Origin of the sequence: Brevibacterium zhoupengii, assembly GCF_021117425.1 — a bacterium.
Classification (GTDB): Bacteria; Actinomycetota; Actinomycetes; order Actinomycetales; family Brevibacteriaceae; genus Brevibacterium; species Brevibacterium zhoupengii.
The window spans coordinates 3,959,278-3,982,137 of record NZ_CP088298.1; the positions used below are offsets into that span (position 1 = coordinate 3,959,278).

16 protein-coding genes are annotated in these 22,860 nt (G+C 62.4%); 3 read left to right on the plus strand and 13 right to left on the minus strand.

What is annotated here, in order from left to right; translation table 11 throughout:
* Positions 1–18: 18 nt before the first annotated feature.
* From LQ788_RS17910 to LQ788_RS17925, 4 genes are read right to left on the minus strand one after another with little or no spacing between them, the layout of a single operon-like run.
* Positions 19–2,283, minus strand: coding sequence for a LuxR C-terminal-related transcriptional regulator (locus LQ788_RS17910; RefSeq protein WP_231443348.1), 2,265 nt, complete (start codon positions 2,281–2,283; stop codon positions 19–21).
* Positions 2,280–3,224, minus strand: coding sequence for an LCP family protein (locus LQ788_RS17915; RefSeq protein ID WP_231443349.1), 945 nt, complete (start codon positions 3,222–3,224; stop codon positions 2,280–2,282). The genes LQ788_RS17910 and LQ788_RS17915 overlap by 4 nt, the downstream gene beginning before the upstream one ends.
* Positions 3,221–4,354, minus strand: coding sequence for an aminotransferase class I/II-fold pyridoxal phosphate-dependent enzyme (locus LQ788_RS17920; protein WP_231443352.1), 1,134 nt, complete (start codon positions 4,352–4,354; stop codon positions 3,221–3,223). The genes LQ788_RS17915 and LQ788_RS17920 overlap by 4 nt, the downstream gene beginning before the upstream one ends.
* Positions 4,351–6,294: a nucleoside-diphosphate sugar epimerase/dehydratase gene (locus LQ788_RS17925; protein WP_231447476.1), complete on the minus strand. Its 1,944-nt coding sequence runs from the start codon at positions 6,292–6,294 to the stop codon at positions 4,351–4,353. The genes LQ788_RS17920 and LQ788_RS17925 overlap by 4 nt, the downstream gene beginning before the upstream one ends.
* Positions 6,295–6,617: 323 nt before the next feature.
* Between LQ788_RS17925 and LQ788_RS17930 the strand changes: the two genes are divergently transcribed.
* Together LQ788_RS17930 and LQ788_RS17935 are read left to right on the plus strand one after the other, a co-directional pair.
* Positions 6,618–7,688, plus strand: a complete 1,071-nt coding sequence (locus LQ788_RS17930; protein ID WP_231443354.1) for a glycosyltransferase — start codon at positions 6,618–6,620, stop codon at positions 7,686–7,688.
* Positions 7,678–8,721 (plus strand): glycosyltransferase family 2 protein, encoded by a 1,044-nt coding sequence (locus tag LQ788_RS17935; protein WP_231443356.1) that lies wholly within the window; start codon positions 7,678–7,680, stop codon positions 8,719–8,721. Before LQ788_RS17930 ends, LQ788_RS17935 begins: the two co-directional genes overlap by 11 nt.
* A gap of 91 nt (positions 8,722–8,812) precedes the next feature.
* Here LQ788_RS17935 and LQ788_RS17940 read toward each other — a convergent pair whose 3' ends face one another.
* Both LQ788_RS17940 and LQ788_RS17945 read right to left on the minus strand, forming a co-directional pair.
* Entirely contained in the window at positions 8,813–9,907 is a 1,095-nt protein-coding gene (locus LQ788_RS17940; protein ID WP_231443358.1) for an EpsG family protein, read from the minus strand.
* A complete protein-coding gene (locus tag LQ788_RS17945) occupies positions 9,904–11,310 on the minus strand; it encodes a polysaccharide biosynthesis tyrosine autokinase (RefSeq protein ID WP_231443360.1) in 1,407 nt (468 codons plus the stop codon). Before LQ788_RS17945 ends, LQ788_RS17940 begins: the two co-directional genes overlap by 4 nt.
* Positions 11,311–11,601: 291 nt before the next feature.
* On the opposite strand from LQ788_RS17945, the gene LQ788_RS17950 reads away from it, so the two are divergent.
* Positions 11,602–12,843, plus strand: a complete 1,242-nt coding sequence (locus tag LQ788_RS17950) for a lipopolysaccharide biosynthesis protein (protein WP_231443362.1) — start codon at positions 11,602–11,604, stop codon at positions 12,841–12,843.
* A gap of 107 nt (positions 12,844–12,950) precedes the next feature.
* Here the strand turns inward: LQ788_RS17950 and LQ788_RS17955 are convergent, their stop codons facing one another.
* The 7 genes from LQ788_RS17955 to LQ788_RS17985 all read right to left on the minus strand — a co-directional run bounded on the left by LQ788_RS17955 (position 12,951) and on the right by LQ788_RS17985 (position 22,616).
* Positions 12,951–13,556, minus strand: a complete 606-nt coding sequence (locus LQ788_RS17955) for an arsenate reductase/protein-tyrosine-phosphatase family protein (protein WP_231443364.1) — start codon at positions 13,554–13,556, stop codon at positions 12,951–12,953.
* Positions 13,553–15,205: a polysaccharide biosynthesis tyrosine autokinase gene (locus LQ788_RS17960; protein ID WP_231443366.1), complete on the minus strand. Its 1,653-nt coding sequence runs from the start codon at positions 15,203–15,205 to the stop codon at positions 13,553–13,555. The genes LQ788_RS17955 and LQ788_RS17960 overlap by 4 nt, the downstream gene beginning before the upstream one ends.
* Before the next feature lie 178 nt (positions 15,206–15,383).
* A complete protein-coding gene (locus LQ788_RS17965) occupies positions 15,384–16,007 on the minus strand; it encodes an arsenate reductase/protein-tyrosine-phosphatase family protein (RefSeq protein ID WP_231443368.1) in 624 nt (207 codons plus the stop codon).
* Positions 16,004–17,074: a sugar transferase gene (locus LQ788_RS19880; protein WP_275902024.1), complete on the minus strand. Its 1,071-nt coding sequence runs from the start codon at positions 17,072–17,074 to the stop codon at positions 16,004–16,006. The genes LQ788_RS17965 and LQ788_RS19880 overlap by 4 nt, the downstream gene beginning before the upstream one ends.
* A 205-nt stretch (positions 17,075–17,279) precedes the next feature.
* A complete protein-coding gene (locus LQ788_RS17975) occupies positions 17,280–19,964 on the minus strand; it encodes a helix-turn-helix transcriptional regulator (protein WP_231443369.1) in 2,685 nt (894 codons plus the stop codon).
* Positions 19,965–20,205: 241 nt separating this feature from the next.
* Positions 20,206–21,450, minus strand: a complete 1,245-nt coding sequence (locus LQ788_RS17980) for a type III PLP-dependent enzyme domain-containing protein (protein ID WP_231443371.1) — start codon at positions 21,448–21,450, stop codon at positions 20,206–20,208.
* A 107-nt stretch (positions 21,451–21,557) separates the two neighbouring features.
* Positions 21,558–22,616: an ATP-grasp domain-containing protein gene (locus LQ788_RS17985; RefSeq protein ID WP_338077592.1), complete on the minus strand. Its 1,059-nt coding sequence runs from the start codon at positions 22,614–22,616 to the stop codon at positions 21,558–21,560.
* Between the last annotated feature and the right edge of the window lie 244 nt (positions 22,617–22,860).

Consider the following 22,860-nt stretch of genomic DNA (forward strand, 5'->3'; position numbering starts at 1 on the left):
GGTGCCTCTCTCCGCTGCCTAGGCTCCCACTGAGCCGAGGTAGCCCAGCACCCGAGCGCGTGTCACTGCCGCTTCCCGTCCGCTGACTCCGAGCTTCCGATAGAGGGAGGAGAGATTGTTCTTCACCGTCCCCTGAACCAACAGCAGATCGCGGGCGATCTCAGCGACGCTGGCCCCCTGATCGAGCTTTTCGAGCAGAGACATCTCACGGCGTCCGAGCATTGGGAAGTCAACCAGCCCGACCACTGCCTCGCCGAGGCTGGCCAACTTATCCAAGCCCACGGCGTGGGCATCGCTGCCGGTCGATCGGCGACTCGGTGAATGGGCCAAGGGGACGAGAAGCTCCGTGAGCTTCTGCCAGATCGGCTCCTCGGCGCTCATCCGCATCAGCTCCTGCCGCTCAGCCATGGGCAACCGCACGATCGGCAGCACGGTACCGACAAGCACGGAGAGTTCCAAAAGCTCCACAAACGCCAGCCGCGCCGCCTCCAGATCGCCGAGGCGCAGCAGCGCCGCGGCCTTGATTCCCGTGAGTTCAGCTCGGTCGCGGGTGTCAACGTGATTTTCGTAGTACTGTGCCTCGGCAATGCGGACTGACGCTTCGTTGCGTCCGGCCACCAACTCGCTGCGCGCAAACAGCACCTGGCTGACTCCCGAGATTCCCGACAGCTTCTCCAGCAGCATTTCGGCCCGATGCAGCTGGCCGAGGCTGATGAGCATTCCGATGCGCGAGGCCATGAGCATCTCTGCCGCACCGCCTGTCGCGCAGACCCCATGAGCGTGCACATCGATGGATTCCTCCGACCGCAGGAGGGTCGAGCGTGAGCTTGCCGCCAGCTGTGAGAGCGTCCTTTCGATGATCGGCACGTGAAACCACAGATCACCCATCTCTGCGTAGTCGCGCATGCGGCGTACGGTCTCCTCCGCTGCACTCAGATCCAGCTTGTCGATGCTGCGATAGGCCTCCACGATGAGTGCGGCCGGTCGAAAGGTCTGTTCCTGCACGAACGGTGGAATGTCGAGGCGAGCGAATTCGACGATCTCTGTGTCGGCACGTTCATGATCGCCGGCGAGGTAGGAGGCAAGAGCAGTCCAGGCTGTGACGGCAGGTGATAGGAAGTCCCCGACCACGCTGTCTTCCTTGACTTCGTCCTCGATCGATCTCAGCAATGCCAGGGCACGCCCCGGCTCACAGGCGAGGACACTGTGGATCGCGGCATGCAGACGAACGATTCGGCTCGGACGGCGCGCCACTCCGCTGGCCACCCAGCCTGCACCTGCCTCAGCCGCGGCATGATGTGCTCCTGCTGCACCGAGGCGAGCCATCTCACTCATCACTGCGTGGAACCGCGACGGCGCCCCTGCCTCTCCGAGCAGTACTCGCTCAGCGAGCTGGCCGACCGGATTGTCCTCCGCCCCGAGGTCACGGCGCAGCGCTCCCGGAGCGGTCAGACGGGCGACCTGTTCGCGCACCAGCAGGCTCGGCGGCACCCCCGTGGGTGGGACGGCGTCGAGCAGCGCCTCCTGCACCATCGTGGCCACGGTGGTGACCTCTCTCAACTCCGGGACGGTACGCAGCGCAGGGGCTGGCAGCTGGGCGAACGCAGCCACGCTGGAGCGGTGGTAACGGTAGAACAGCGAATATCCGCAGGCGAGGAAGATGCGGTCGAGCAGCTCCCACGCACGCACCCGCCGCGCCAGCACGAGCGCGTTGTCCACCAGCAGCGAATCGGGAGAGCTGGCCAGTTCGAGCTGTGTGGTGAATGCTTCTGCCAGGGACATCTCGACTGCCGCGGTGACACCTTCCAGCCCCTCTTCGATCAGGCTCTTACGTGCCCAGGCCGCGATGAGCAGAGGCACAGACCAGTGCGATTCCTCTGGTCCCGCGGTGACCGCGCCCGAGAGCTGCAGGCGCAGCAGCACGGTCGGCACATCGGCCCACGCAGGGTCAGTCCAACGCTCGGCCGAGACTTCGAACGCGATCCGAGCGACTCCTTCGTCGAAGCCGTCGAGGAGCGAGAGTACCTCAAGCGCGTGCTGATCGGCTGTGGACAGCGGGAGCGAGAAATCGTCCGTCTGCGAGACGACGAAGTCCGCGAGCCCGGCCGAGCCCAGCAGTTCGTCCAGACTCCGTCCGGTGGTCTGGACCGCCGACACCGCTACACCGGCGAAGGACTCCCAACCACCGCTGGCGGCGTGGATGATCTGCGCCGCGTCTTCATCGAGATTGAATTTTGCCTGCAGCTCAGCAGCAGTGAGCTTCTTCGCAGCCTGGTCGATCATCGGTGTCTGTCTTCCGCCTGGAAGCCGTAGTCGGAGACGGTGTCATCAGGGACGACGGGAACTTCTGCCGGAGCGGTGACGAAATCGAAATCCTCCGCGCTGATTCCCTTGAGCTCGGAACCCAGCTGGGCCAGAGTGCTGGCGTTGAGGCCGGAGTCCACGGTGAGGAAAGGGCTGAGCGCCCGGACCAGTTCAGACATCTTCAGCGGGTTGAGCTCATAGTCTGCAGACAGCACCTGAGCACCGATTGCTCGGATGAATTCCTGCTGATTGCGGATGCGCTGCAGGTCACCGTTCGCGAACGCTGTGCGCTCGCAGACGAATGCGAGTGCCGCCTCCCCATCAAGCGTGTTGGGCCCGACGCTGAAGTCGTGACTTCCGGATTCGAATGCCGCCGACGACACGACATCGACACCGCCGACGAGATCGGTCAGGTCACTGAGCCCGGCGAGGTCGACGACAGCGACGTGGTCGATGTCGATGGCGAGGAACTCGGAGACCGCCCGTACAGCTAACGGCAGACCTCCGACCTCGACGGAGGACTCGACCGTGCCCTGCCCATGGCCCGGCACACTCACCCAGGTGTCGCTCGGGATGGATACAAGCTGGACCCCGCTGCGGTCGGCGGGAATCCGGACGACCATAATCATGTCCGTCGGAAAACCAGTGGAAGCCGTGGAGTCGGTGGCGGCGGTGGAGCCCGGGGCAGCAACCGGTGAGTTGGTGCCGAGGAACAGAATGTCGACTGCCTCCGGCCCGGCGCTCGGTTCCTGCTGCTTCGATGACTGCAGCTGCTTCGCCAGAGCAGGATCGTCCGTCGTCGCGGTCCCAGAATCCCAGGACAGCCCCAGATACCCGGTGTACGCACCGACTCCGGCTCCGACGAAGAGGAGAGCGAAGACTACGAGGCCCGCCCCGATGATGATCGTCTGCTTCTTCATACTCTGACCGCCTCATCGATGTAGGCTGCGATCTCCGCAACCACTTGGCTCCGGTCCTCCGACGGCAGATCTGTGCTCGACGGAAGTGCCAACCCGGTTTGGAACAGCTCCTCCGCACGGCCGGTGATGTACCGCTGATCGCAGCCAGCGTGCACGGGCTGCAAGTGCATCGGCTTGAACACCGGGCGAGTTTCGACTCCGCGCAGCAGCAGTGATTCACTCAGCGACCAGGCATCGGTGCCTGATTCGGGTCCGACGATGAGCACACTCATCCAGCAGTTGCCGTCAGCGGCGTCGAGGACTCGCATTCCGCCGACTGATCTCAGCGACTCGTCGTAGACACGATTATGGGAACGTTTGATCGCCACGATCTCCTCGAGCCGATCCAGCTGAGCCAGACCCAGAGCTGCGAGAAGGTTGGACAAACGGTAGTTGTATCCCACCTCGGTGTGCTCATAGTGCACCACGGGCTGCCGCGCCTGGGTCGAGAGATAGCGAACCCGGGCGGCGGTCTCAGGGTCGGAGCAGAGGACCGCACCACCCGAGGAGGTGGTGATGATCTTATTGCCGTTGAAGGACAGTGCGGCAACCTCGCCGAACGATCCGGCCGGCTCCCCGTTCAGGCTGGCGCCCAATGACTCGGCGGCATCGGAGACGACGACGGCATCATAGGCCGCAGCGATCTGCCCGATGCGCAGGTAGTCAGCGGGTCGTCCGTAGAGGTCGACGGGCATCACCGCACGGATCGGACGTCGTGTGGCCAGGGCATCCGCACAAGCGGCCTCGAGCACCGCGACGTCCATGAGACCTGAATCATCGCAGTCGATGAACACAGGCTCGGCGCCGAGGTAGTGGAGGGCATTGACGGTCGCGGCGAAGGTGAGCGTCGACACCGCAACACGGTCTCCGCGCCCGATCCCCTGCACCAGCAGGGCCAGATGCAGCGCGGCGGTTCCAGAACTCACCGCCACGGCATGAGACCGACCGGTGACGGCGGCCAATCGTGTTTCGAACTCATCGAGCTGCGGACCGGCCGGAGCCACCCACCCGGATCGCAGTGCGGCAACGACCGCACCTTCTTCCTTCGCCCCCACAGATGGAATGCACAGGGGAATACGCATCGCCGTCATGACCAGCTCGTCCCAGCCAAATCGAGCCTGCCCGTAGTCTGGCCGACTCCGGCCACTTCGACAGCGGGCATCTCAGCAGGCATCTCAACGAAGTTCGAGACGGTGGGCGCCGAGGTGAGCGCAGCGACTGGTGCTGTCGCATCCACACCGTCAACGGTCTCCACATAGCAGTCGCGGATGTTCTCGAGGGTAGCGCCCGGGACGGGAACCGCCGTCGGGTCCAAGGGTGAGACCTCGACCGTCCAAGACACCCCGTTGGCCGAGGTTCGGTCAAGCTCATCGGGCGAGAACAGCTCCTCGTGCAGCTTCTCCCCCGCACGCAAGCCGGTGTAGACAATGGGACACGACCGTCCGGTCAGGGCCATCACCCGCTTCGCCAAGTCGACGATGCGGACGGGTTTGCCCATGTCGAGGACCTGCGTCTGGCCGCTGCCGCCCAGGGCCGCAGCTCGCAGCACCAGCAGGCACGCCTCGGGAATGGTCATGAAGAAGCGTGTGACGTCAGGGTGTGTCACGGTCAGCGGTCCGCCCCGCCGGATCTGATCGGCAAACGAGATGAGCACCGACCCACGTGAACCGAGGACGTTTCCGAAGCGCACCGACACATAGGGAAGACCCGTGACGGCGGCATAGTGGGCGGTGAAGCGTTCGGCGACGAATTTCGACCGTCCCAGTTCGCTGCTGGGGTTCGCCGCCTTGTCCGTGGAGATGTTGACGAATCGGCCGACACCGTGTTTCTGGGCCGCGCGCAGGACGTTCAACGAACCGTGCACGTTGGTCTTCCACCCTTCAGCGGGATAGCTTTCGAGCATCGGCAGATGCTTGAGCGCGGCCGCATGGATGACGATGTCAGGTTTGTGTTCGGCGAAGGCGTGGTCGAGTGCCTGCGGGTCACGAATATCGGCGAGGACGAGATCAGGGGAATCCATCAGCGCTCTCCCCTCAAGGCTCATGCACAGTGAGTGCAGCTCTGACTCATCACGGTCGAGCATGATCAGTCGTCTCGGATCGTGCCGCGAGATGATCCTGCACAGTTCGGATCCGATGGAGCCGCCGGCTCCGGTGACGAGCACAGTACGTCCTTCGACGAGACGGGAGATCTGATCGCTCTCAGGTTCGATCGCGGGTCTGCCGATGAGATCGGTGACATCGAGATCGCGGATATCGGAGAGCCCGATGTCCGATGAGAGCATATCCAGAGGCGAAGGCACTGCCCGCACCCAGGTCGTCTCCGGCTCCAGTCGCTGAACAAGGGAGGCGAACACCTGCGCCGGTGCATCGGCAATGCCGACGATGACTCCGGCGGCATGCGAAGCGGCAACCACCTCGGCGACGGAAGAAGTAGTGCCACGGACGGGCACACCGTGGATGAGCTGTCGAGCCTTGGTCGGGTCATCGTCGATGATGGCCACGGGACGGTAGGGGCTGAGCGGATCCGCCATCATCTGGGAGACCAGCGAAGCCCCGAGGTCACCGGCGCCGACGATGATGACGGGTTCACCGGCCACCGGCACCATCCTCAGCTCCTGGAGGACTCGAACGACCTGTCTGACGAAGACCATGAGGGCTTGGGCGAAGAGCAGAGCCAGAAGCAGCCAGGGGATGTCCTCCCGGTATTCCGGCACCGCGCCCACGACGGCGGTGCCGGTGAAGAGGATGGCCGCGACCACGCCCTGATTGCGCAGTTCACGGTCGGAGCCGAGCTGATACCGGTTGCGATACAGCGAGAGCAGGTAGCCCAGGCCGATCTGACCGATGACGAGTGTCGGCAGCAGGAGAAGAAACTCGCCGCCCCAGACCCGCCCGAACAGGGAGACGACGAGGAACCACGAGATGATGAGGGCCGACCCGTCGAGACAGGCCAGACCGAGAGCACTGGAGTAGGGCCGACGACGAGGACTGTCAGCGGCGGACGGCAAAGGGGCTGGGAGTTCATTCATTGTTTTCACGAGGCCCAGGATTCCCCAGCCCTCTCACAGCCAATAGGGGGTTACCTCCGGACAGCGACGTGTCACTACTCTGTCATGATCAGGTCATCACTGGCTCCCAATACTCAGTCACCCGCAATGACCTGGAACTTGTGGATCAAACCCCCTCGCACCGCCCCTCAGACACTCGCGTGCCCCGAGATTCCGCCCTCGACGGTTGACCGCACGGAGTCTGCGGATGACCGTAGACCGCGGTGATTTCGGCGAGTTCACGTCCCGCGTGCTCCTAGTCTGAGAGCGTCAGCGAGAGCAGAGAACAGGGATGGTGAAGCAGCGTGAGAATCGGCTTATTGGCCAGCACCGGTGGGATGTTGGATTCCTTCTTCATCGAGATCGCACAATCGTGGCGATCATGTGGACACACTGTCAGCTTCGCCGCCGGGTCAGCGATGGTCTCGGACCAGGCAACGCTGATCCCCGGGCTCTCCCGTCGTCCCGACCCGGGCACGTTTCGAGCCCTGGCCGGCCTGCGGCAGTGGTCGGGGAGTGAGAACCTCGACGTCATCGTCACGAACTCGGCAACCGCCTCGGCGCTGGTGAGACTGGCCGGAACGAAAGTGCCCGTCGTCTACTTCTGTCACGGACTGCACTGGAACGAGCTCCGCTCGATCTCGGACCGGGTCTGGCCGGTCCTCGAGCGCATGCTCCTTTCGCGCACTGCCGGAGTCATCTCACTCAATTCGGACGACCAGGCATGGTTCGCCGAGCGTATTGAGAGCCGTCGCCGGCTGCATCTGTCGGCCGGAGTCGGACTCGATCTGGCTCGCTACCCCGTCAGAGACTTACCCGACGGTCCGCTCCGACTGTGTTGGATCGGGGAGTTCTCCACTCGCAAACGTCCGCATCTGGCGATGGAGGCAGCGGCCGAACTGCAGCGACGAGGAATCGACTTCCATTTCGAGATGCTCGGTGAGGGAGTCTTTCGTGCGCAGATCCGTGATGAGATCTCTGCTCGTGGACTGTCGGGGATCGTCTCCGCAGATGGTCCGGGTGATGCGGCCGCGGTGCTCGCGGACAGTCATGCTCTGGTGCATACCGCGCAGTGGGAGGGCCTGCCCCGTGTCATGTTGGAGAGCCTGGCAGCCGGCCGCGGCAGCTATGCCTTCGACGTCAAGGGCGTGCGTGACATTCCTCTGGCTCAGCTGAGTGTCGACGGCGACGCAGAAGAGCTGGCCACCCGGATCGCCGCAGACTGGGAATCGGGACGATTGCGCCGACCCCTGACCTTCGACCGAGGCCTCCTCGATTACTCACATGCCGCCGATGGCATCCGGCAGTTCCTGCCCACTTTCGTCCACACCGTGTCGTCGACGTCTGCCCGGCGGAGAGAACCTCATGTCGAATGATGCTCTGATCTCCGTCATCATCCCCGTCCACAACGGCGAGAGGTACCTGCAGGACTGCCTGTGGTCGGTACTCACCCAGTGCCATGAGCATCTTGAGCTCATCGTCGTCGACGACGGGTCCACCGACAGCACACCGGAGATCCTTGACGACCTCAGCTCCCGGGACCCCCGAATCATTCGTCTGCAGACCGATCACGCCGGAGCCTCAGCGGCTCGCAATGCCGCGCTGGCGAAGGCAGGCGGCGAATGGGTCATGTTCGTCGACGCCGACGACCAGCTCCTCAGCCCTTGTCTGCTCAAAGCAATAGCCGACGCCTCGGACTCCGCCCTCGACGTGGTCACCTTCGAGACCAGCAGCAACCCCACCGACATCGCCGATGCCCACGACGCCGCGCTCCTCGCGCGGCACAGGTGCGTCGCCGGTGAAACCCGACTCACGAGGCCGAGGCGGGTACTTGATCCGACCTATCTGAGCCCGAAGATCATCGACGAATCATTGAACACAGTATGGAACAAGGCCTACCGTCGTGCGGCTGTGACCCGGTCAGGGGCGCGATTCCCCGTCGGGGTCCACCTCGGCGAAGACCTGCTGTTCAATCTCTCCTTCGCCCGTGCAGCTTCGATCGGGAGCCATCTGCCCCTGCTGGGCTACTACTACCGGCAAGACAATTCAGCGTCGGTGACCAAGCGTTTCATCCCCGGAAAGCACGATGAGCTGATGCTCGTCAACGACGCTCTGCAGCAGTTCGCCTCGGACCTGAGCTCGCCCGAGCTGATCGCCGCGGCCGGATACATCCGGGCCAAGAATGCGGTGTCCTCAACCAGGGACCTCCACCACCGGCAGTGCCCTCTCCCCTTGCGGGAGAAACTGGCGGCGGCCAAGACATATCGCAGTGCAGCGACGCGGGTGGCCACCCGCGGCCTGAGACCCGTTCAGCTGCTGTTCGGCTCAGCCTACAATCTGCTCGATCATCGAGTGCTGTTCCTCCTCACCGGGTTACTCGCCGCGGCGAACCGGCGGGCTATGCGCTGAATCGACACGTGCTGGCGGTACGTTGCATCGGCACGCGCCCGCGTTGCATTGCTTCAGCACAGGTCTCAGGTGTTGAGCAGCATGTCCATCATCAGGTATTGAGCAGCTTGTCCATTGCGCCGATGTACTGGCTCCAGCCGAGGAAGGCGATCATGAGCCCGACACTTGCCAGTCCCTGTCTCCACCCTTTCAGGCAGAGCACGGGGATCGTCACGATCAGCGGCACTATCGACCAGGAATAGGCCGCGACCCTGTCGCTGTAGTAGACGAAGCCCAATGCAAGGTAGTAGGTATTGAGGATGATGAAGGCGTGGAACAGCTGTCGGTACCAGTCCGGCAGGCCATCGATCGTCTTCAGCACGACATAGCCCATCACGAGGACGCAGAGCCCGAGAATCCAGAAGTCCGGTCTGTTCGTCCCGCCGGTGTACAGATCGGCGTTCTCAGGATCGGTGTAGGTTTCGAGTTCTTCCGAGCCGGAGGCGAACGGCGCCAACAAGGTTGCGTTGAGTCCTGTGAGGAACAGCAGAGAGAACACCACCCACACTCCCACGAGGAAATTTGTGGAGGCCTTCGGAAGAAACCGGATGCCAAGCAGCAGCAGCGCCGCAGGAATAGCCGACCAGTGGAAGAGAGATGCGATGGCCAGCCACACGAGTGTCTGCCACAGGCGGGCTCGCCGGCAGATCGAGACGAGAGCGAGCAGGATGAACAGCAGAGACAGTCCCTGCCGCAGCAGATAGCTCGAATACCCGGTGAAGAATCCGAAACAGAAGGTGATGTAGTAGACGACGGTCACCTGCCATGTCGACCGCAGCAGCCAGAGCAGTGCCAGGGCGAGCACAATCGAACCGAGCAGGGCGATGACGAAGAAGTAGACCTGCGGATCATGAGTGAAGAGACCGATGAGCCAGCCCAGCAGGAGGAAGGCAGGTTCGCGGCCCTCACTATCGTAGGCATAGAAGACCTCGCCAGTGGGCGCAAAGCTGAGGACCTGGAATTCCGTCGAATAGATCGCTTTGTCGGAGATGTCGTAGTTGCCCAAGGCCGCAACGATGGTGTTGATCAGGATCAGTGAAATCAGCGGAAGCAGCGCATTGCTCCAATGCCGCAGCTGCGGGACTCTCCAGCTCAGAACGAGCATGAGAACCCAGACAGTCGTCAGCCCGAACCAGATGGCGATCATGATCGTTTCGTGCCGCCGTCGTTGCTTGCCAGCGGCAGAGCAGCACTGGGCAGCTCGGACTGAATTCCGTAGGTTCGGTTTCGGTCGGCCTCCGCCGCCGACAGTTCGGACCTGTTGAGCACGAGACCGATCGGAGCTCCCAGCTCGTCCAGGGCTCTGACGGATTCTGCGACGGCGCGGGACTTCACCCGTCCGGCGCCCGCAACCAGGAGGGTTCTGCTGGCCAGTCTGGAGAGGACGAGTCCGTCTGCCACAGGCAGCAGCGGTGGGCCGTCGAGAATGACAAGGTCGAACCTGCCTGCCAGTTCGGAGACCAGTTCTGCCATTGCACGGGTCTCAAGCAGCTCCGCCGGATTGGGCGGAATCTCTCCGGCCGTGAGCACGCTGAGGCCGTCATCACCCCAGGTCTGCAGCAGCTCACTCAAATCGAGGCCACCGACCAGAGCGGTCGTGAGGCCGGCCGCATTCTCCAAGCCCAAACGCGAGGCGACACTCGGTCGTCGCAGGTCGGCATCGACGAGGACGACGCTCTGCCCCGCGCGAGCGCTCGCGATGGCAAGGTCGAGGCTGAGCGTGGTCTTGCCCTCCCCCGCCTGAGCCGAGGTCATGAGCAGGACGGTGCTCTCTTCGTCGACGTGGGCGAAGCGAAGATTGGTTCGCAGCCGAAGAATCGACTCACCGCGGATTCCTGCGATCGCGGGTCCGCCCCTGGCAGACTCGTGAACGATGGCGCGATCTTCTGGGACCGATGCCATCAACGGCGCCGAGGTGATCGCCGCCAGATCGTCCTTCGTCCGGACGACGCTGTCAAAGGTTCCACGCACAATCGCAATTGCGATGCCTGCCGCCAGACCGAGCAGTGCACCGATGGGTGCGAAGACCCAGTTGGGCAAGCCGTCTGACTCTTCCGGGGCCACCGCCGCGTTCGCCTCGATGAGGTCGATGGCAGCCGTATCCGTCTTTCCCGGGTTCTCGAGCATTCCGATCCTCTCCGTCAGGCTGCGAGCAACTGCAGTCGATAACCGTGCCGCGCCGTCCGCGTCCTCGGCCTGAGCCTGGACGGTGATGAGCACGGTCTCGGGATCGCTGAATGCTTCGACCTGGCCAGCCAGTGCTTCCGGAGTGGTGTCGAGTTCCAGATCTGAGACCACTGGCTCGAGGACGGATTCGCTGCTGACCATTCCCACATAGGTCTGGATTCGCTCCTTGATGAAATCCGAAGCCATGCGCATCTCATAGGGATCGCCTGAGGTGGGCACCGACACAAACAGTTCGGTGCGCGCTGTATACGTCGGCTGGAGCAGGGTCGAGACCCCGAATCCACCCAGCCCGCCGGCTACGACGGTGAGGATGAGCAACACGGTATGACGGCGGAGGAGGTAGAGAAATTGCTGGAGATTCATCAGAGATCAGCTTTGGTCGGGCCGGAGAACCGGCATAAGACGACATCGCAGCTCAGCTCGATGTCCGGGACTCGTTCTCGCGCTTTCAGCCTAGTGAAACGTGCTTCAGGAAGGACCCCCTCCTGCTTCTGTCTACGGTTCACCGCGAGGGATGCACGGAATACCGCACATGTCAGTGGTGCATCCGCAATCCGGCGGCAAAGCCGGTCACGGAGCCGCAGGTGGGGACGATACTGGAATCCAGCCCTCGTCGTCGTGAGGTCGTCCCTGAAGTCGAGGAGGAATCCACCGGTGCACAGCTCCCGATCCTCGTTTGCATTGGTCACTGTGGGCAATGTCGCTGTTGCCGGCGCCCAGTGGTATCTGGTGTGGCTGTTCGCTCAGCAGAGCGGACCGATCGCCGTCGGCCACTACTCCACGCTGATTGCGATGATGACACCTGTATTCATCGCCACGCAGCTCGGTCTGCGCAATCTCTTCGTCACCCTGCAGCAGACCGTGCGCTGGCGCATCTATCTCGGATGCCGCTTGTCCACCGTGGGCCTGTCCACCCTCATCATCACCGGGCTGGTCATCTTCGGGCCCGTTCAGATCCACTCTGCTCTCGCTTTTCCACTGCTCATGATCAAGGTCAGCGATTCGATCGGTGATCTGTTCTATGCCCGATTGCAGAAGACTGAGCGTCTCTTCGCCTTCGGACTCATCCTCCTCGGCGTGGCCGCGGTCAGCGCAATCACGGTCACCGCGGTGATCCTCTCAACCGGTTCAGTCGTCACCGCACTGTGGTCGGCTGCCGTGGTGTCTGCTGCGGGCACAGCAGTCACCATCTGGGTGGCCTCGGCCAAACCGCCCGAAACGCCCGGGGCAATAGAGTCACGGACCTCGGTGCGCGAGGAGATCCGTGCACTCATTTCGGCAGGAGTCCCGATGTCCCTGATGCAGGGTGTCTACTCCCTGCTGTCCTATGTGCCGCTTGCCGTAGTCGCCTGGTTCGGATCACCCAGCGACGTCGGACGCTACGCTTCGGCCGCCTACCTCGTCGTCTTCGCCAATCTGGTGGGCGCGTCGATCGAGACGGTCGTCCTTCCTGCCTTTCGCACCATCCACGACGGCGAAGGGGCCGTGGTGCTGCGGCGCAGAGTGAAACGGCTGTGCGGGATCGCTCTGACCAGTCTTGTCCCCTTTGTCGTGCTCGCGCTGTTCATCGGACCGTGGCTGCTGTCGACCATCTACGGTGCCGACTTCGTCCTCTCCCGAGAAGCCGTGCTCTTCCTTGCCCTGGCTGCACTCTGCACACTGCCGACCTATCTGGCATCGGCGAACCTGCTTGTCCTCAACCGCTATTGGGCCACCTTCTTCGTCGGCGCAGCCGCGATCGGCACTGTTCTCGCAGGCGGTGGGATCGCCGGCATGGCCGGAATGTCCGCCGTGGAAGCAGGATGCCTCGCGGTGTTCATCGGCTCGCTGACACGGCTGCTGGGCGAGTTCTACTGTTCCCGACCCAGGCATGAGTCATCGCCGGTTACTCTGTGATCGGGTCTCAGACGGTGTGGTTGAGTCCAGACGATGTGATTGGGCCGTACACGGTGTGGTTGAGTCGTATGCGGTCGGTGACACGGGCCCGGTGAACGGGCATCGCTTCAGGCTCGGCCGAGGCCGCTGTTCCGGTACTCCCAATCGACCATCTCGTACACACTCGGGAGCAACTGGTCGGACATCACCGGGTTGAGCAGATCCCAGTCATCGTGCGGATCGACAACATCGTCGAAGTCCGGTCCACCGGGAGCCGGCATGCGGGAACGCTGTGCCAAAGCGACCAGGTTCTCCCAGCGCTGTCGAGTCGTGGAGTCTTCGGGCGTCGAGAGGGAATGGATGATGCGTGCGAACTCCCGCAGTGTGAAGGTTCGTCTGAGCGCGCGCGGTTCAAGAGTCACCACCTGGCTCCGGTGCCACCGCTCCATACCGATCACCAGATCAGCGTTCGTGACATGCGCAGGCTGCAGACGCTTGGCGCGAAACTCGCTGAGGTCGAAACCCCAGTCTGCCGCCAAGGACTGCACATCCTCGGTTGCCCCGGCCCCGACCACGCCTTCAGTGCCCGCGCTGTCGAGGGCGAATCGACCGGGGGCGACTTCGTCGAACCCCTGTTGGAGCAGTCCAGCGGCCAGCGGCGAACGAAAGAGATTTCCGGTGCAGACGACAAGGATTCTGAAAAGAGCGGTCGGTGACTCACTCCTGGCCGTCACTGCTCTGCAGTCCGCTCTCCAGCCCCGATTCTCCTGGCGGCATCGGCTGTTCCCGTGCCCGGCTGATCGAATTCTCCAGCGGCTCGATCGGAGGTTACGGTCAGGCCTCCGGACCCCTCGGTGCGCTGTGCTCTCCGCCGAGTCCGGCTTCCGGGCCAGACTCGAGGTGTGCGCGTGGACTGCTCGGCACCGAGCTCTCCCGACAACCATCCGACCGGTTCCGTGCCTTCGGTGAGAGGCGAATCTTCGCCGCTGTTCGTCGTGGAGTGACGGGACCCGGGCGGCAGGCTGGCAACCGACTGCCGCGCCGAGTAGGTCTTCGTATATCCAGTCAGGTCGGTATGCCCCAGAGGGACCTTGTTGACGACGAGGCTGAGCGGAGTGTCGACCACGGACAGATCGTTCAGTGCTTCTTCCAGCTCGTTGCGCGAGGTCTCATTCACCGCGATGACGTGGACTATCCGACCAGCCATCTTGGCCAACAGCAGACCGTCCGCGACAGGAAGAACTGGTGGGCAGTCGAGGATGACGGTGTCGAAATCATTGCGCAGGACGGTCATGAGTTTGGACATCGACCTCGAGTCAATGAGTTCCAATGGGTTGGACACCTTGTCGCCGGCGGTCAGCACATAGAGCTCGTCTTGTCCCCATGGCTGCAGCAGATCGTGGACATCCGCGGTTCCCAGCAGCGCGGTCGTCAACCCTGCTGAGTTCTCAAGGCCGAGCCTGTCGGCCACGGCAGGCTGGCGGAGGTCGACATCAACCAGCACCACTCGCTGCCCGGATTGCGCCAGCGAGATCGCCAGATTCACACTGGTTGAAGTCTTCCCTTCGGAGGGCACCGATGAGGTGACTTCGATGACGTTGTTCAAGTCTTCGACTCGAGCAAATCGCAGGTTGGCTCGCAGGCGCCGAATTGCCTCTGCAAAGGGAGAATCCTGATAGCTCGCTGTCGGCTCCGGATGCGCTGAGGATTCGTTGCGCACCGGCACCGAGGCGAGGATCGGCGCAGCAGTCACCTCGCGGATACTTGTGATATCGCGGATTTTGAAGTCAAGTGCGGAGCGGAACAGCGCAATTGCGATGCCGAGTGCCGCCCCCAGGAGGATTCCGATTGCTGCGCAGAGCCACAGCGCCGGTCCGCTCGCCGTCGATGGGACACTCGCATCGTTGGCCACGGCCAGACGGATACCTGATTGTGCCTTCCCGTGGCGGGATTCAAGGTCGGTGATCGTCGTGGTGAGGCTGTCTGCCACCGCCTCCGAAACTCGAGCGGCTCCTCCAGGTGTTGCGGCAGTCGCGCTGACGGTGAGCAGCACGGTCCCGTGATCGGATGAGGCCGACACGTATTCAGCCAGTTTCTCGGGACTGATCTTCAGATCCAGATCGCGAATGACGGGTTCGAGCACAAGTCGGGAATCAGCGAGATCAACATAGGTTCGCAGCCGTTCCTGGACGAAGGCAGACGCGATCTGCTTCTGGTCCGGGTTCGCTGCTTCGACCGTGGACACAAACAGCTCGGTCTCCGAGGTGTACTCGTCGGGGAGCAGGAGATAGACACCGACACCGCCAAGACCGCCTGCTGCAATCATCACGATCAGCAGAACGATGTTCTTGCGCACAATCCGCATAAAATCGATGATGCTCATCTCGGGTCCAATCCGGTCTGAAGGGAAACAGCTGCGGTGATGTTTGGCCCCAACTGTACTGTCGGAGACGGCATCACGGTCGGTCTCGTCACCGAGCTTGCGGCCTCCCGCAACGACCCTGCGGAGACATTCGCCTCCCACGCACTCGCCCCTGAGGATCTCGACCAGAGCCGCATTCTCAGTGACTGTGGTCGGGGGCACATCCCCGCACTTCCCATTCGCGAATCACGTCGATCGCGGACACGATCTGAGTATTCATCCGTTCGTATGCTCGTGCGGGGCGGTTGTGCGGATCGATGACATCATCATCGTCTGCACCCCCAGGTGGAGGAGTCCGATAGCGGGGGGCCAAAGCGACGAGGGACTGCCACCGTCCAGTCGGCGTCGCCAGCTGTTCGGGGCGCACAGTGGGAAGGATGCGTGCGAACTCGCGCAGGGTGAACGTGGTCCGCAGTGCCCGCGGACTCACCTTCACGACCTGGCGTCTGAGTGCTCTGTCCATGACCAAGATGAGATCGGCTTCGGAGATCATTGCCTCATCAAGCTGACTGACGACGAATCCGTGCAGACGAATCCCTCGGCGCGATGCCAATCTCAAGACTTCCACGGCAGCTGGCCGCCCAGGTGTGACGTGGGTTCCTGCGCTGCGCACGCTGAACTCACCTGGCGCCTCGGTATCGAGCTCGTGCTGCAGCATCCGTGCCGCCAGTGGGGAACGGCAGATGTTGTTCAGGCCCACGACGAGTATCCGAAATCCTGTGGGCATCACTGCCCAGTCTCCGTTGACAGAGGCGTTCGTCATTGGCTTGCGTCCGCCTTCGGCAGACTCTGCATCGCCGTATTGCCTCGGCCCGCGGCCCCATACGTTTCGGCACGGACAGTCTCATCTGGCCATAGTCTGCAGGCGGCAAGAATCCGGTCGGCTGATTGACGGTGTCCGAATTTCAACTGTTCGTCAGGGGCGGTGATCTCGTAGAACCCAATTTCGGCCAGAATCGAACGATCCACGCTGTCTGCAAGCGGAGCGCACACTGCGAATTCTGCCTCGGTGGCCCGCGCCCGGTTGGTCAGGAGTCGGACGATCTCTCGCCGCATCTCGATCTCCGGTGCCGCCTCCGACCAGTCGTCGAAGCGGATGAACAGAGTCTTAGCGTTCACGACCGACATCTCACAGGATCCGATCGTCTGTCCTGCTGTGCCGTTCACAGCCCACGTCGTGATGGCCTCGGTCCGAGTGCGCTGTTCGAACACCAGCAGGTCCGATTTCAAGGTGCCGCCGAAATTCTCCGCGGTCACCTCACCGTCCTGGCTGATGCCATCGGCGCGCAGGACAATGGTCACCGTGCGCAGGAGTATGCGCAGGTCAAGAGCGAAGCTCAAGGTATCCACGTATTCGACGTCCAGGTCGAATCTGTCATCCCAGCGCACACGATTGCGGCCGCTGACCTGAGCCATGCCGCTCAGTCCTCCACGCACCTGATGTCGACGCCGCTGTTGGTCCGAGTAGTGAGGCAGATAGCGGGTGGGCAGCGGTCGCGGACCGATCAGGCTCATGTCTCCACGCAGCACATTCCACAGACTGGGCAGCTCGTCCAAGCTGCTCGAGCGCAGCACCCGACCGAAGCGAGTCATCCTCTGCCCATCGGAGACAAGGCCTCGCTCGGGATCTGCGTTGAGCATGCTGCGAAACTTCCACAGCCTAAAGACCCGTTCGCCCTGAGTCACGCGCTCCTGGGTGAAGAACATCGGTGCACCGAGGAACAGAAGGACCAGGACTCCGACGACGGCGATAACCGGTGCCAGTACCAGCAGGGCCACCAGTGCACCGAGGATGTCCAACAGTCTCTTGATGACGTGATATCCGATCATCTCGGCACTCCTTCAGACGCCGGGACAGTGCATATTGCGGCGATGCGGGAACCCTGTTCAGGGCTGAAGCTCGTTTCGTCGGTCACCATGATGATGCGTTCCTCACTCTCTTCCGATTCTCAGGCTAGGCGTGCACGACGGTGCCGCCTCTCGTCTTGCTGCAGGCTTGCGGGAGACCGTCGAGTTCCTGCGGTCGCCGTCGGTTTCAGGCCACAGGGAGCCCCGCGCCATTCGCCAATCGAGCGATGAGTCCGGTCCGCGAGGTGACGTCGAGTTTTCGGTACACAGATGTCAGTCGCAGCTCCACTGTGCGCAGGGAGACGAATATCCGCGGTGCGATCTCCCTGTTCTTCAGACCTTGTCGAACCAGCTCAACGACGGTTCGTTCATCTGCGCTCAGCTGGTCAAGCAGACTGTTGTGCGCCGGTTCCGCTCGAGCCTGTGTGCGCTCGGGGCTGGCGGTGTGGGCCAAATGGTCCGAGCCGACTTCACGGAAGATCGCCACCGCCAGGCGTGCTCGTTCGGTGGCACCGCTGTGAGCACCGCATTCGGCAAGACGGTTGGCCATCACCAGGAGCGTCACTCCCTTGTCGAATTGGGAGTCATCGGGCCGCCACGAACCGAGCAGCCGTCCCATGGCTTCCAGGCCCGCAGCCTCGGGGAGCATGATGATGCGCGAGCGTTCCAGGGCGATTTCCGCCCAACGAGATGGCACCCTCTCGACTCTGCCGTGGAAGACACGGACGAGCATTCCCGCGTGTTCTCGTCGCCCTGTGGCGAGCAGGGCCTCGATGAGATCCGGTTCGTAGCGGATGACGTTCGGGTTGAGTTCACTCAGAGCCAGCTCTTCGCAGCGATGCAGATGGCGCACCGCCTCGGCGGGAAGACCCATGCGCAGCAGATAATTGCCTTGGATTGCGTTGAGCTCAGCCAGAAGGCTGAGATTCTGAGAGGCCGTGGCATGCGCAGTCACTGCTGCTTCGACCTTCTCCGCATCACTGGCACGTCCCTGTGCCAGGAGGCTCCAGCACTGCAGCAGCAGAAGACGGTCCAGTCGGATCTCCCCATTGGACCCAGCAGTGGGCGCGCATCTGTCGATGAGTGCAATGGCCAGACCGGTATCTCCTCGTCGAATTGCGATCTCGGCGCGTACAACCTGCGAGTGCGTTTCCCAGATGGTTCCCCGAACGTCGCACGCGTCCAAACAGTCCAGAGTGGCAAGAGCCGAGTCGTAGTTCTCGGCGACCATCAGGCCCATGGACAGCAGGAGCAGACCGACGGGGTCTGAATCCTCGACAGTGTCGAGTGCCCGGAAATCCTCCACAGCGCGGCTGTCACGCCCTCGTCCGCATTCGAGCAGGACGTCCAGAGATCGGTGCAGTCGCCTTGATCGGTCGTCGAAGTGAGCGCTGAGTCCGTTTGCGGTACTCAGCAGCCCCTGCGCTTCAGCATTTTCTCTCCTCAGCACATGGCACAGTGCGATGACCAGCTGCAGATGCGCTACTTCAGTCGGCGCAGCCGCCGCTTCGCTGCGACTCCACTGGTTGCGCAGGCGCAGTGGGACGCTCTGGTGGACAAGGAATTCAGCCCACACTCTCAGCGTGCGTGCTCGGACGATGACTCTCGCGTCGGTGCTGCGAACTGCGTGGTCGAGGTAGCGCAGAGCGAAATCGATGCGACCGCGGTTGATCAGGCAAGCAGCCAGAGCATTCAGCTGCGCGGAAACCGCCCCCGGGTCCATGCAGAGGGCAAGGGCGCGTTCGGCGAATTCGATGCCGGCCCACTCCATTCCCAACCGAACCAGCTCACTGGCGTCCGTGAGCAGTTGGAGTGGCGTCTCATCCGCGGCATCGATGAAGGACCGGTGCCAGTGGTGAAGCTCGGGGTAGGATCCCTCGCAACGCTGCGCGAGCAGCGAGTGACCGGCCAGACGCTCATCGATACTCATGGCTCGATGCCTGCTGGCCCGGGTCAGTTCCTCCGAGATGCGGCAGTACAAGCCGTCCTTCTCGACGGTGCCCCGGGCTTCCAGCTCCGAGAACCATTCCTGTGCCTCACGAGAGGCCCCAAGCAATGCGGGCCGCGGGGACAAGGGGGCCAAGGACATGAGCCCCAACAGCTCATCAGCGGAGGTGCCGAGTCCGATCTTCTGCGCCGAGACCATCTTCTCCGCGTTCGGGCCCAAGCGCAGCGGCAGGTCCAGGGCCTGCGACCCTTCCAGTTGATTCGACGGCAGACGTTCGAGCAGCTGAAGCAGTGCCGAGGGTCGTCCTGAGGCTGTGCGCACAGCTGCGTCGGCCACTCCCGCGGCAATGCGTCCGCCCGTCAGGTCATCAGCCAGTTCACGCATTCGACTTTCGCTCAGCTGCCGCAGCTCTACTGCGGGGACTCCGGCCAGCGGACTGTTCGGAGACAGTGCGCCCGTCGATACCGCGAACTTCAGCCGTTTGCCTGCCATGCGTCGCAGCATGTGACCGAGAATGACCTGCGAGGAATGATCCATGTCATCGGCTCCCGGCACTATGACCAGCGCGCTCTGCTCCGGTTCCAGACTGCCGACCAGTCGGGTCATGTCATCCGCGATTGCCGGAACCGAATCCAGGGAGTCAGACTTCTCTGCACGCAACCTGCTCTCGAGGTCTGCGGAATCGAAGCCTGTGAGTCTGAGAGTGCGCAGGGAGGCCAGTACGATCTCCAAACCTGCATAGGCCCGAACAAACTCGGTCTGGCCGTTGGGAACTCGGATGACGGGGACGGTCGACTCATTCTCCAACGCCATGAGCATCTCATCACCGCCCAGTCCCGGCGAGCTGATGACGGCTGCCGCACTGTGACGATCTAGGAGGTTGCGCAGCTGGTCAAGCTCGGCGCGGCGGATCAGCGCGTGCATCGCGTGCTCCGCTCAGCAGCTGAATCTTCGTCATTCCTCGGCGGCTTTCGCCACGACCTGTTGTTGTCCATGCCCACATGATTCCGTCGCAGAGGATGCCCAGAAAGGTGGTCATGCCCGGACATATTCCGGTCAGTACTCAGTCATGACAGAGACAGCACTGGTTCCTCTACTCAGTCGTTTTCACCCGCTGTTGTCGAGCGCGCGACAGCTGCCGAAGAGTCGCGGCCGCTGCTGCAGACTAGTCAGATGGAGCATCTGCTGGCGGCGGCTGCCCAGTCGCCCACATATTGCCGTTGAGGTAGTCCTCAACTCCCCCACGACGTCGCACCAGAGTCAGCGAATCCTCGTGAAGGACATAGACCGCCGGCTGAAACTCGATGAACGAAGAACCGTAGGTCATGGTGTAGGCGCCGACTCGTCGGAAGACGATTCTGTCTCCCTCAACGAGTTTAGGAGAGTCCTTCAACACCATCAGTCTGTCGTCTTCCATGCACGTGAACCCGGCGAGCACCTGTTCAGGATGGCTCGTGCTCGGAACGGCTTCGGTGGCGATGTCATACGAGACCTGCTTGCGAAAGAGCGGATCGATATCGGTCCTGCTCGTGTCCGTGATGACGAACCGCTGGGTCCCGATGTCCTTGGTGTCGAGTACCTGCGCATGCAGCTCCACCGGGGTCGCAATTACGGAGCCCCCGGGTTCGATGACCAGCAGAGTCCGGTCGGGATCAACGACGGACTCGAGCTCTGCGCGGATGCAGGAGATGTAGTCCGCAAACATTGTGGTGTCTTCGAGGCTCCCGAAGAAGCCGCCTCCGATGTCGATCCAGTCCAGGTGAAGGTCAAGGGTCGAGATGATCTCCGCGGCGACTCCGGCCGCTGCCTGATACACCTGCAGACTCTTGGTTCGAGAGTTCCGGTGCATGTGGAGACCGACGACGCTTGCGCCGGCTTCGGACAACCGTGAGATCACCGCTTCGAGATCGCCGTTGGTGTAGTCGAAACCGAATCGGCTCGACTCGCCGACCACGGTGCTCTCCCCCGGACACAGCGCATCGAGGTCCCAATTGACCCGGAGGCCGACTCGCACATCCAGACTCGGGTCCTCGGCGGCCAGCTCGGCCGCCCACCTGACTTCCCTGTTCGAGTCCAAATTCGTGAGCGATCCGTTACGCAAGGCGGCGCGGAGGACCTTCCGGCTCTTGACCGGGCCGTTGTACACGATCTGCTCCGGCTCGTAGCCGATTGCGCAGGCCAGCCTGTATTCGGAGTCCGAGACGACTTCTGCCCAGATACCCTGCCGTTTCATATAGGTCAGAAGCCACGGCAGGGAGTTCGTCTTCACGGAATATGACATGACGGAATTGGGCCAATGCTGCGCCAACGCACCCTGAAAGCGATTGACCAGCAATTCGAGCGCAGACTTGTCGATGACGAAGGCCGGAGTCGGCGGACCTGTGATCCGTGGATGTTCTGTGGAGTTCATGAATGCCTTCCTCATTGAGTCTGGACGTCGTCACCACTGTCGCTGCTGTGGTGGGGCCGCTGCTGCCGCGGCAGCACCGTCGTGCAACGCCGATGCGAGTTCGTCGTCTATGTGTGTTCCATCTCGGCGGAGAAGTCGGTATCCACTCGCGAACCACGAGACGTCACCCGGGTTTCCTGATATTTGGCGGAGATGACGCCCGCCTCGTACTGCTTCCATCCCTCATCGATGGGGATCCCGAAGACCTGACCCGTGTAGTAGAGGGGAACGTCTGCTCCTGCCAGGTGCACGAAGGGATAGCCGCCTCCGAACCGAGGATTGATATCGATGACGGACACCTGTCCCGCATCGTCGAGGAACATGTCGACATCGATCAGCCCGGACAACCCTGCCGCCCGAGCGATCTTGCCCGAGGCTTCCCGGAACGGCTCGGCGTCAACAGTGACGGCCTTGTCGGTCTCGCCGGCGCGCATCCGCAGCTTGCGGCGGGCGAAAACTCCGGAGAGCGACCCCTGTTCCACCAGGCTGGAGACGATGTCGACACCGTATTCGCTGCCGGGCACCAGGGGTTGCACGATGACATCATCCCTGGGATCTGCCCTGCCGGCGCGGGGCGGAACACTTTTGGCGGAATGAGCTACCGCCTCCCCTACACCACTGGCAGACGCCACGGCCAAACCGGAAGAACGACTACCGAATCGGTGTTTGACGACGAATTCGTCGCTTCTCCCCGCAGTCGCGAGAAGCCTGGCCAGATCACTGCCCTTCACTGTTCTCGGGGTGGGGACATCAACGTCTGCAAGCATCTGCGCCATCCGAAGTTTGTCTGCACAGCCGATCTGCCATGCGGCAGAGACACCGGGGACGAAGACACCACGGTCACGCAGGGAGTCCGCGATACCCGTCTTCACGTGCAGCTGCATCAGCTCGTAGTCATTCGCCGAGAGGAAGAGCCGCGGCTTGACCTCATCAACTAACCGCAGAATCTCATCGCCGTAGGAGGGATCGGTGTATCTCGGCAGCAGCCGAGTCTCGTCCCCATACGATGCAGCGGCGCTCGAGGGATCATTTTCGGCGACGATGATCCTCCCGTTCAAGCCGAGTGTAGAGAAAGCAGCACGAAACCAATCAATGAGATAGAGGCGTCGGCCCGCAGAGCCGATCACAATAGTCGCAGTTCCATCTGTCAATTCGCCCTCCTGAAATCGTCGTGTCGCACAAAGGGGATTACCGGGAATTCATTTCGCAGCGAATTGGACTGCTGTCACAAAGCATGAGAAATTCGACCGAAATGTTCCACTTGGATTCTTTTCAAACATCGAAACGAATCACCCTGGTGCCCACTCACATTAGCTTCACTACAATCATCGGCAGAGTGATTTTCGATATCCTTGCGGTTTCCCGAAGGGA

Bases quoted from the DNA above. Each gene is read 5' to 3' on its own strand.
- LQ788_RS17945 (WP_231443360.1), bottom strand. From the start codon at position 11,310: ATGAATCTCCAGCAATTTCTCTACCTCCTCCGCCGTCATACCGTGTTG.
- LQ788_RS17975 (WP_231443369.1), bottom strand. From the start codon at position 19,964: ATGCACGCGCTGATCCGCCGCGCCGAGCTTGACCAGCTGCGCAACCTC.
- LQ788_RS17935 (WP_231443356.1), top strand. From the start codon at position 7,678: ATGTCGAATGATGCTCTGATCTCCGTCATCATCCCCGTCCACAACGGC.
- LQ788_RS19880 (WP_275902024.1), bottom strand. From the start codon at position 17,074: ATGATCGGATATCACGTCATCAAGAGACTGTTGGACATCCTCGGTGCA.
- LQ788_RS17920 (WP_231443352.1), bottom strand. From the start codon at position 4,354: ATGACGGCGATGCGTATTCCCCTGTGCATTCCATCTGTGGGGGCGAAG.
- LQ788_RS17915 (WP_231443349.1), bottom strand. From the start codon at position 3,224: ATGAAGAAGCAGACGATCATCATCGGGGCGGGCCTCGTAGTCTTCGCT.
- LQ788_RS17910 (WP_231443348.1), bottom strand. From the start codon at position 2,283: ATGATCGACCAGGCTGCGAAGAAGCTCACTGCTGCTGAGCTGCAGGCA.
- LQ788_RS17965 (WP_231443368.1), bottom strand. From the start codon at position 16,007: ATGACGAACGCCTCTGTCAACGGAGACTGGGCAGTGATGCCCACAGGA.
- LQ788_RS17940 (WP_231443358.1), bottom strand. From the start codon at position 9,907: ATGATCGCCATCTGGTTCGGGCTGACGACTGTCTGGGTTCTCATGCTC.
- LQ788_RS17925 (WP_231447476.1), bottom strand. From the start codon at position 6,294: ATGAATGAACTCCCAGCCCCTTTGCCGTCCGCCGCTGACAGTCCTCGT.
- LQ788_RS17980 (WP_231443371.1), bottom strand. From the start codon at position 21,450: ATGAACTCCACAGAACATCCACGGATCACAGGTCCGCCGACTCCGGCC.
- LQ788_RS17960 (WP_231443366.1), bottom strand. From the start codon at position 15,205: ATGAGCATCATCGATTTTATGCGGATTGTGCGCAAGAACATCGTTCTG.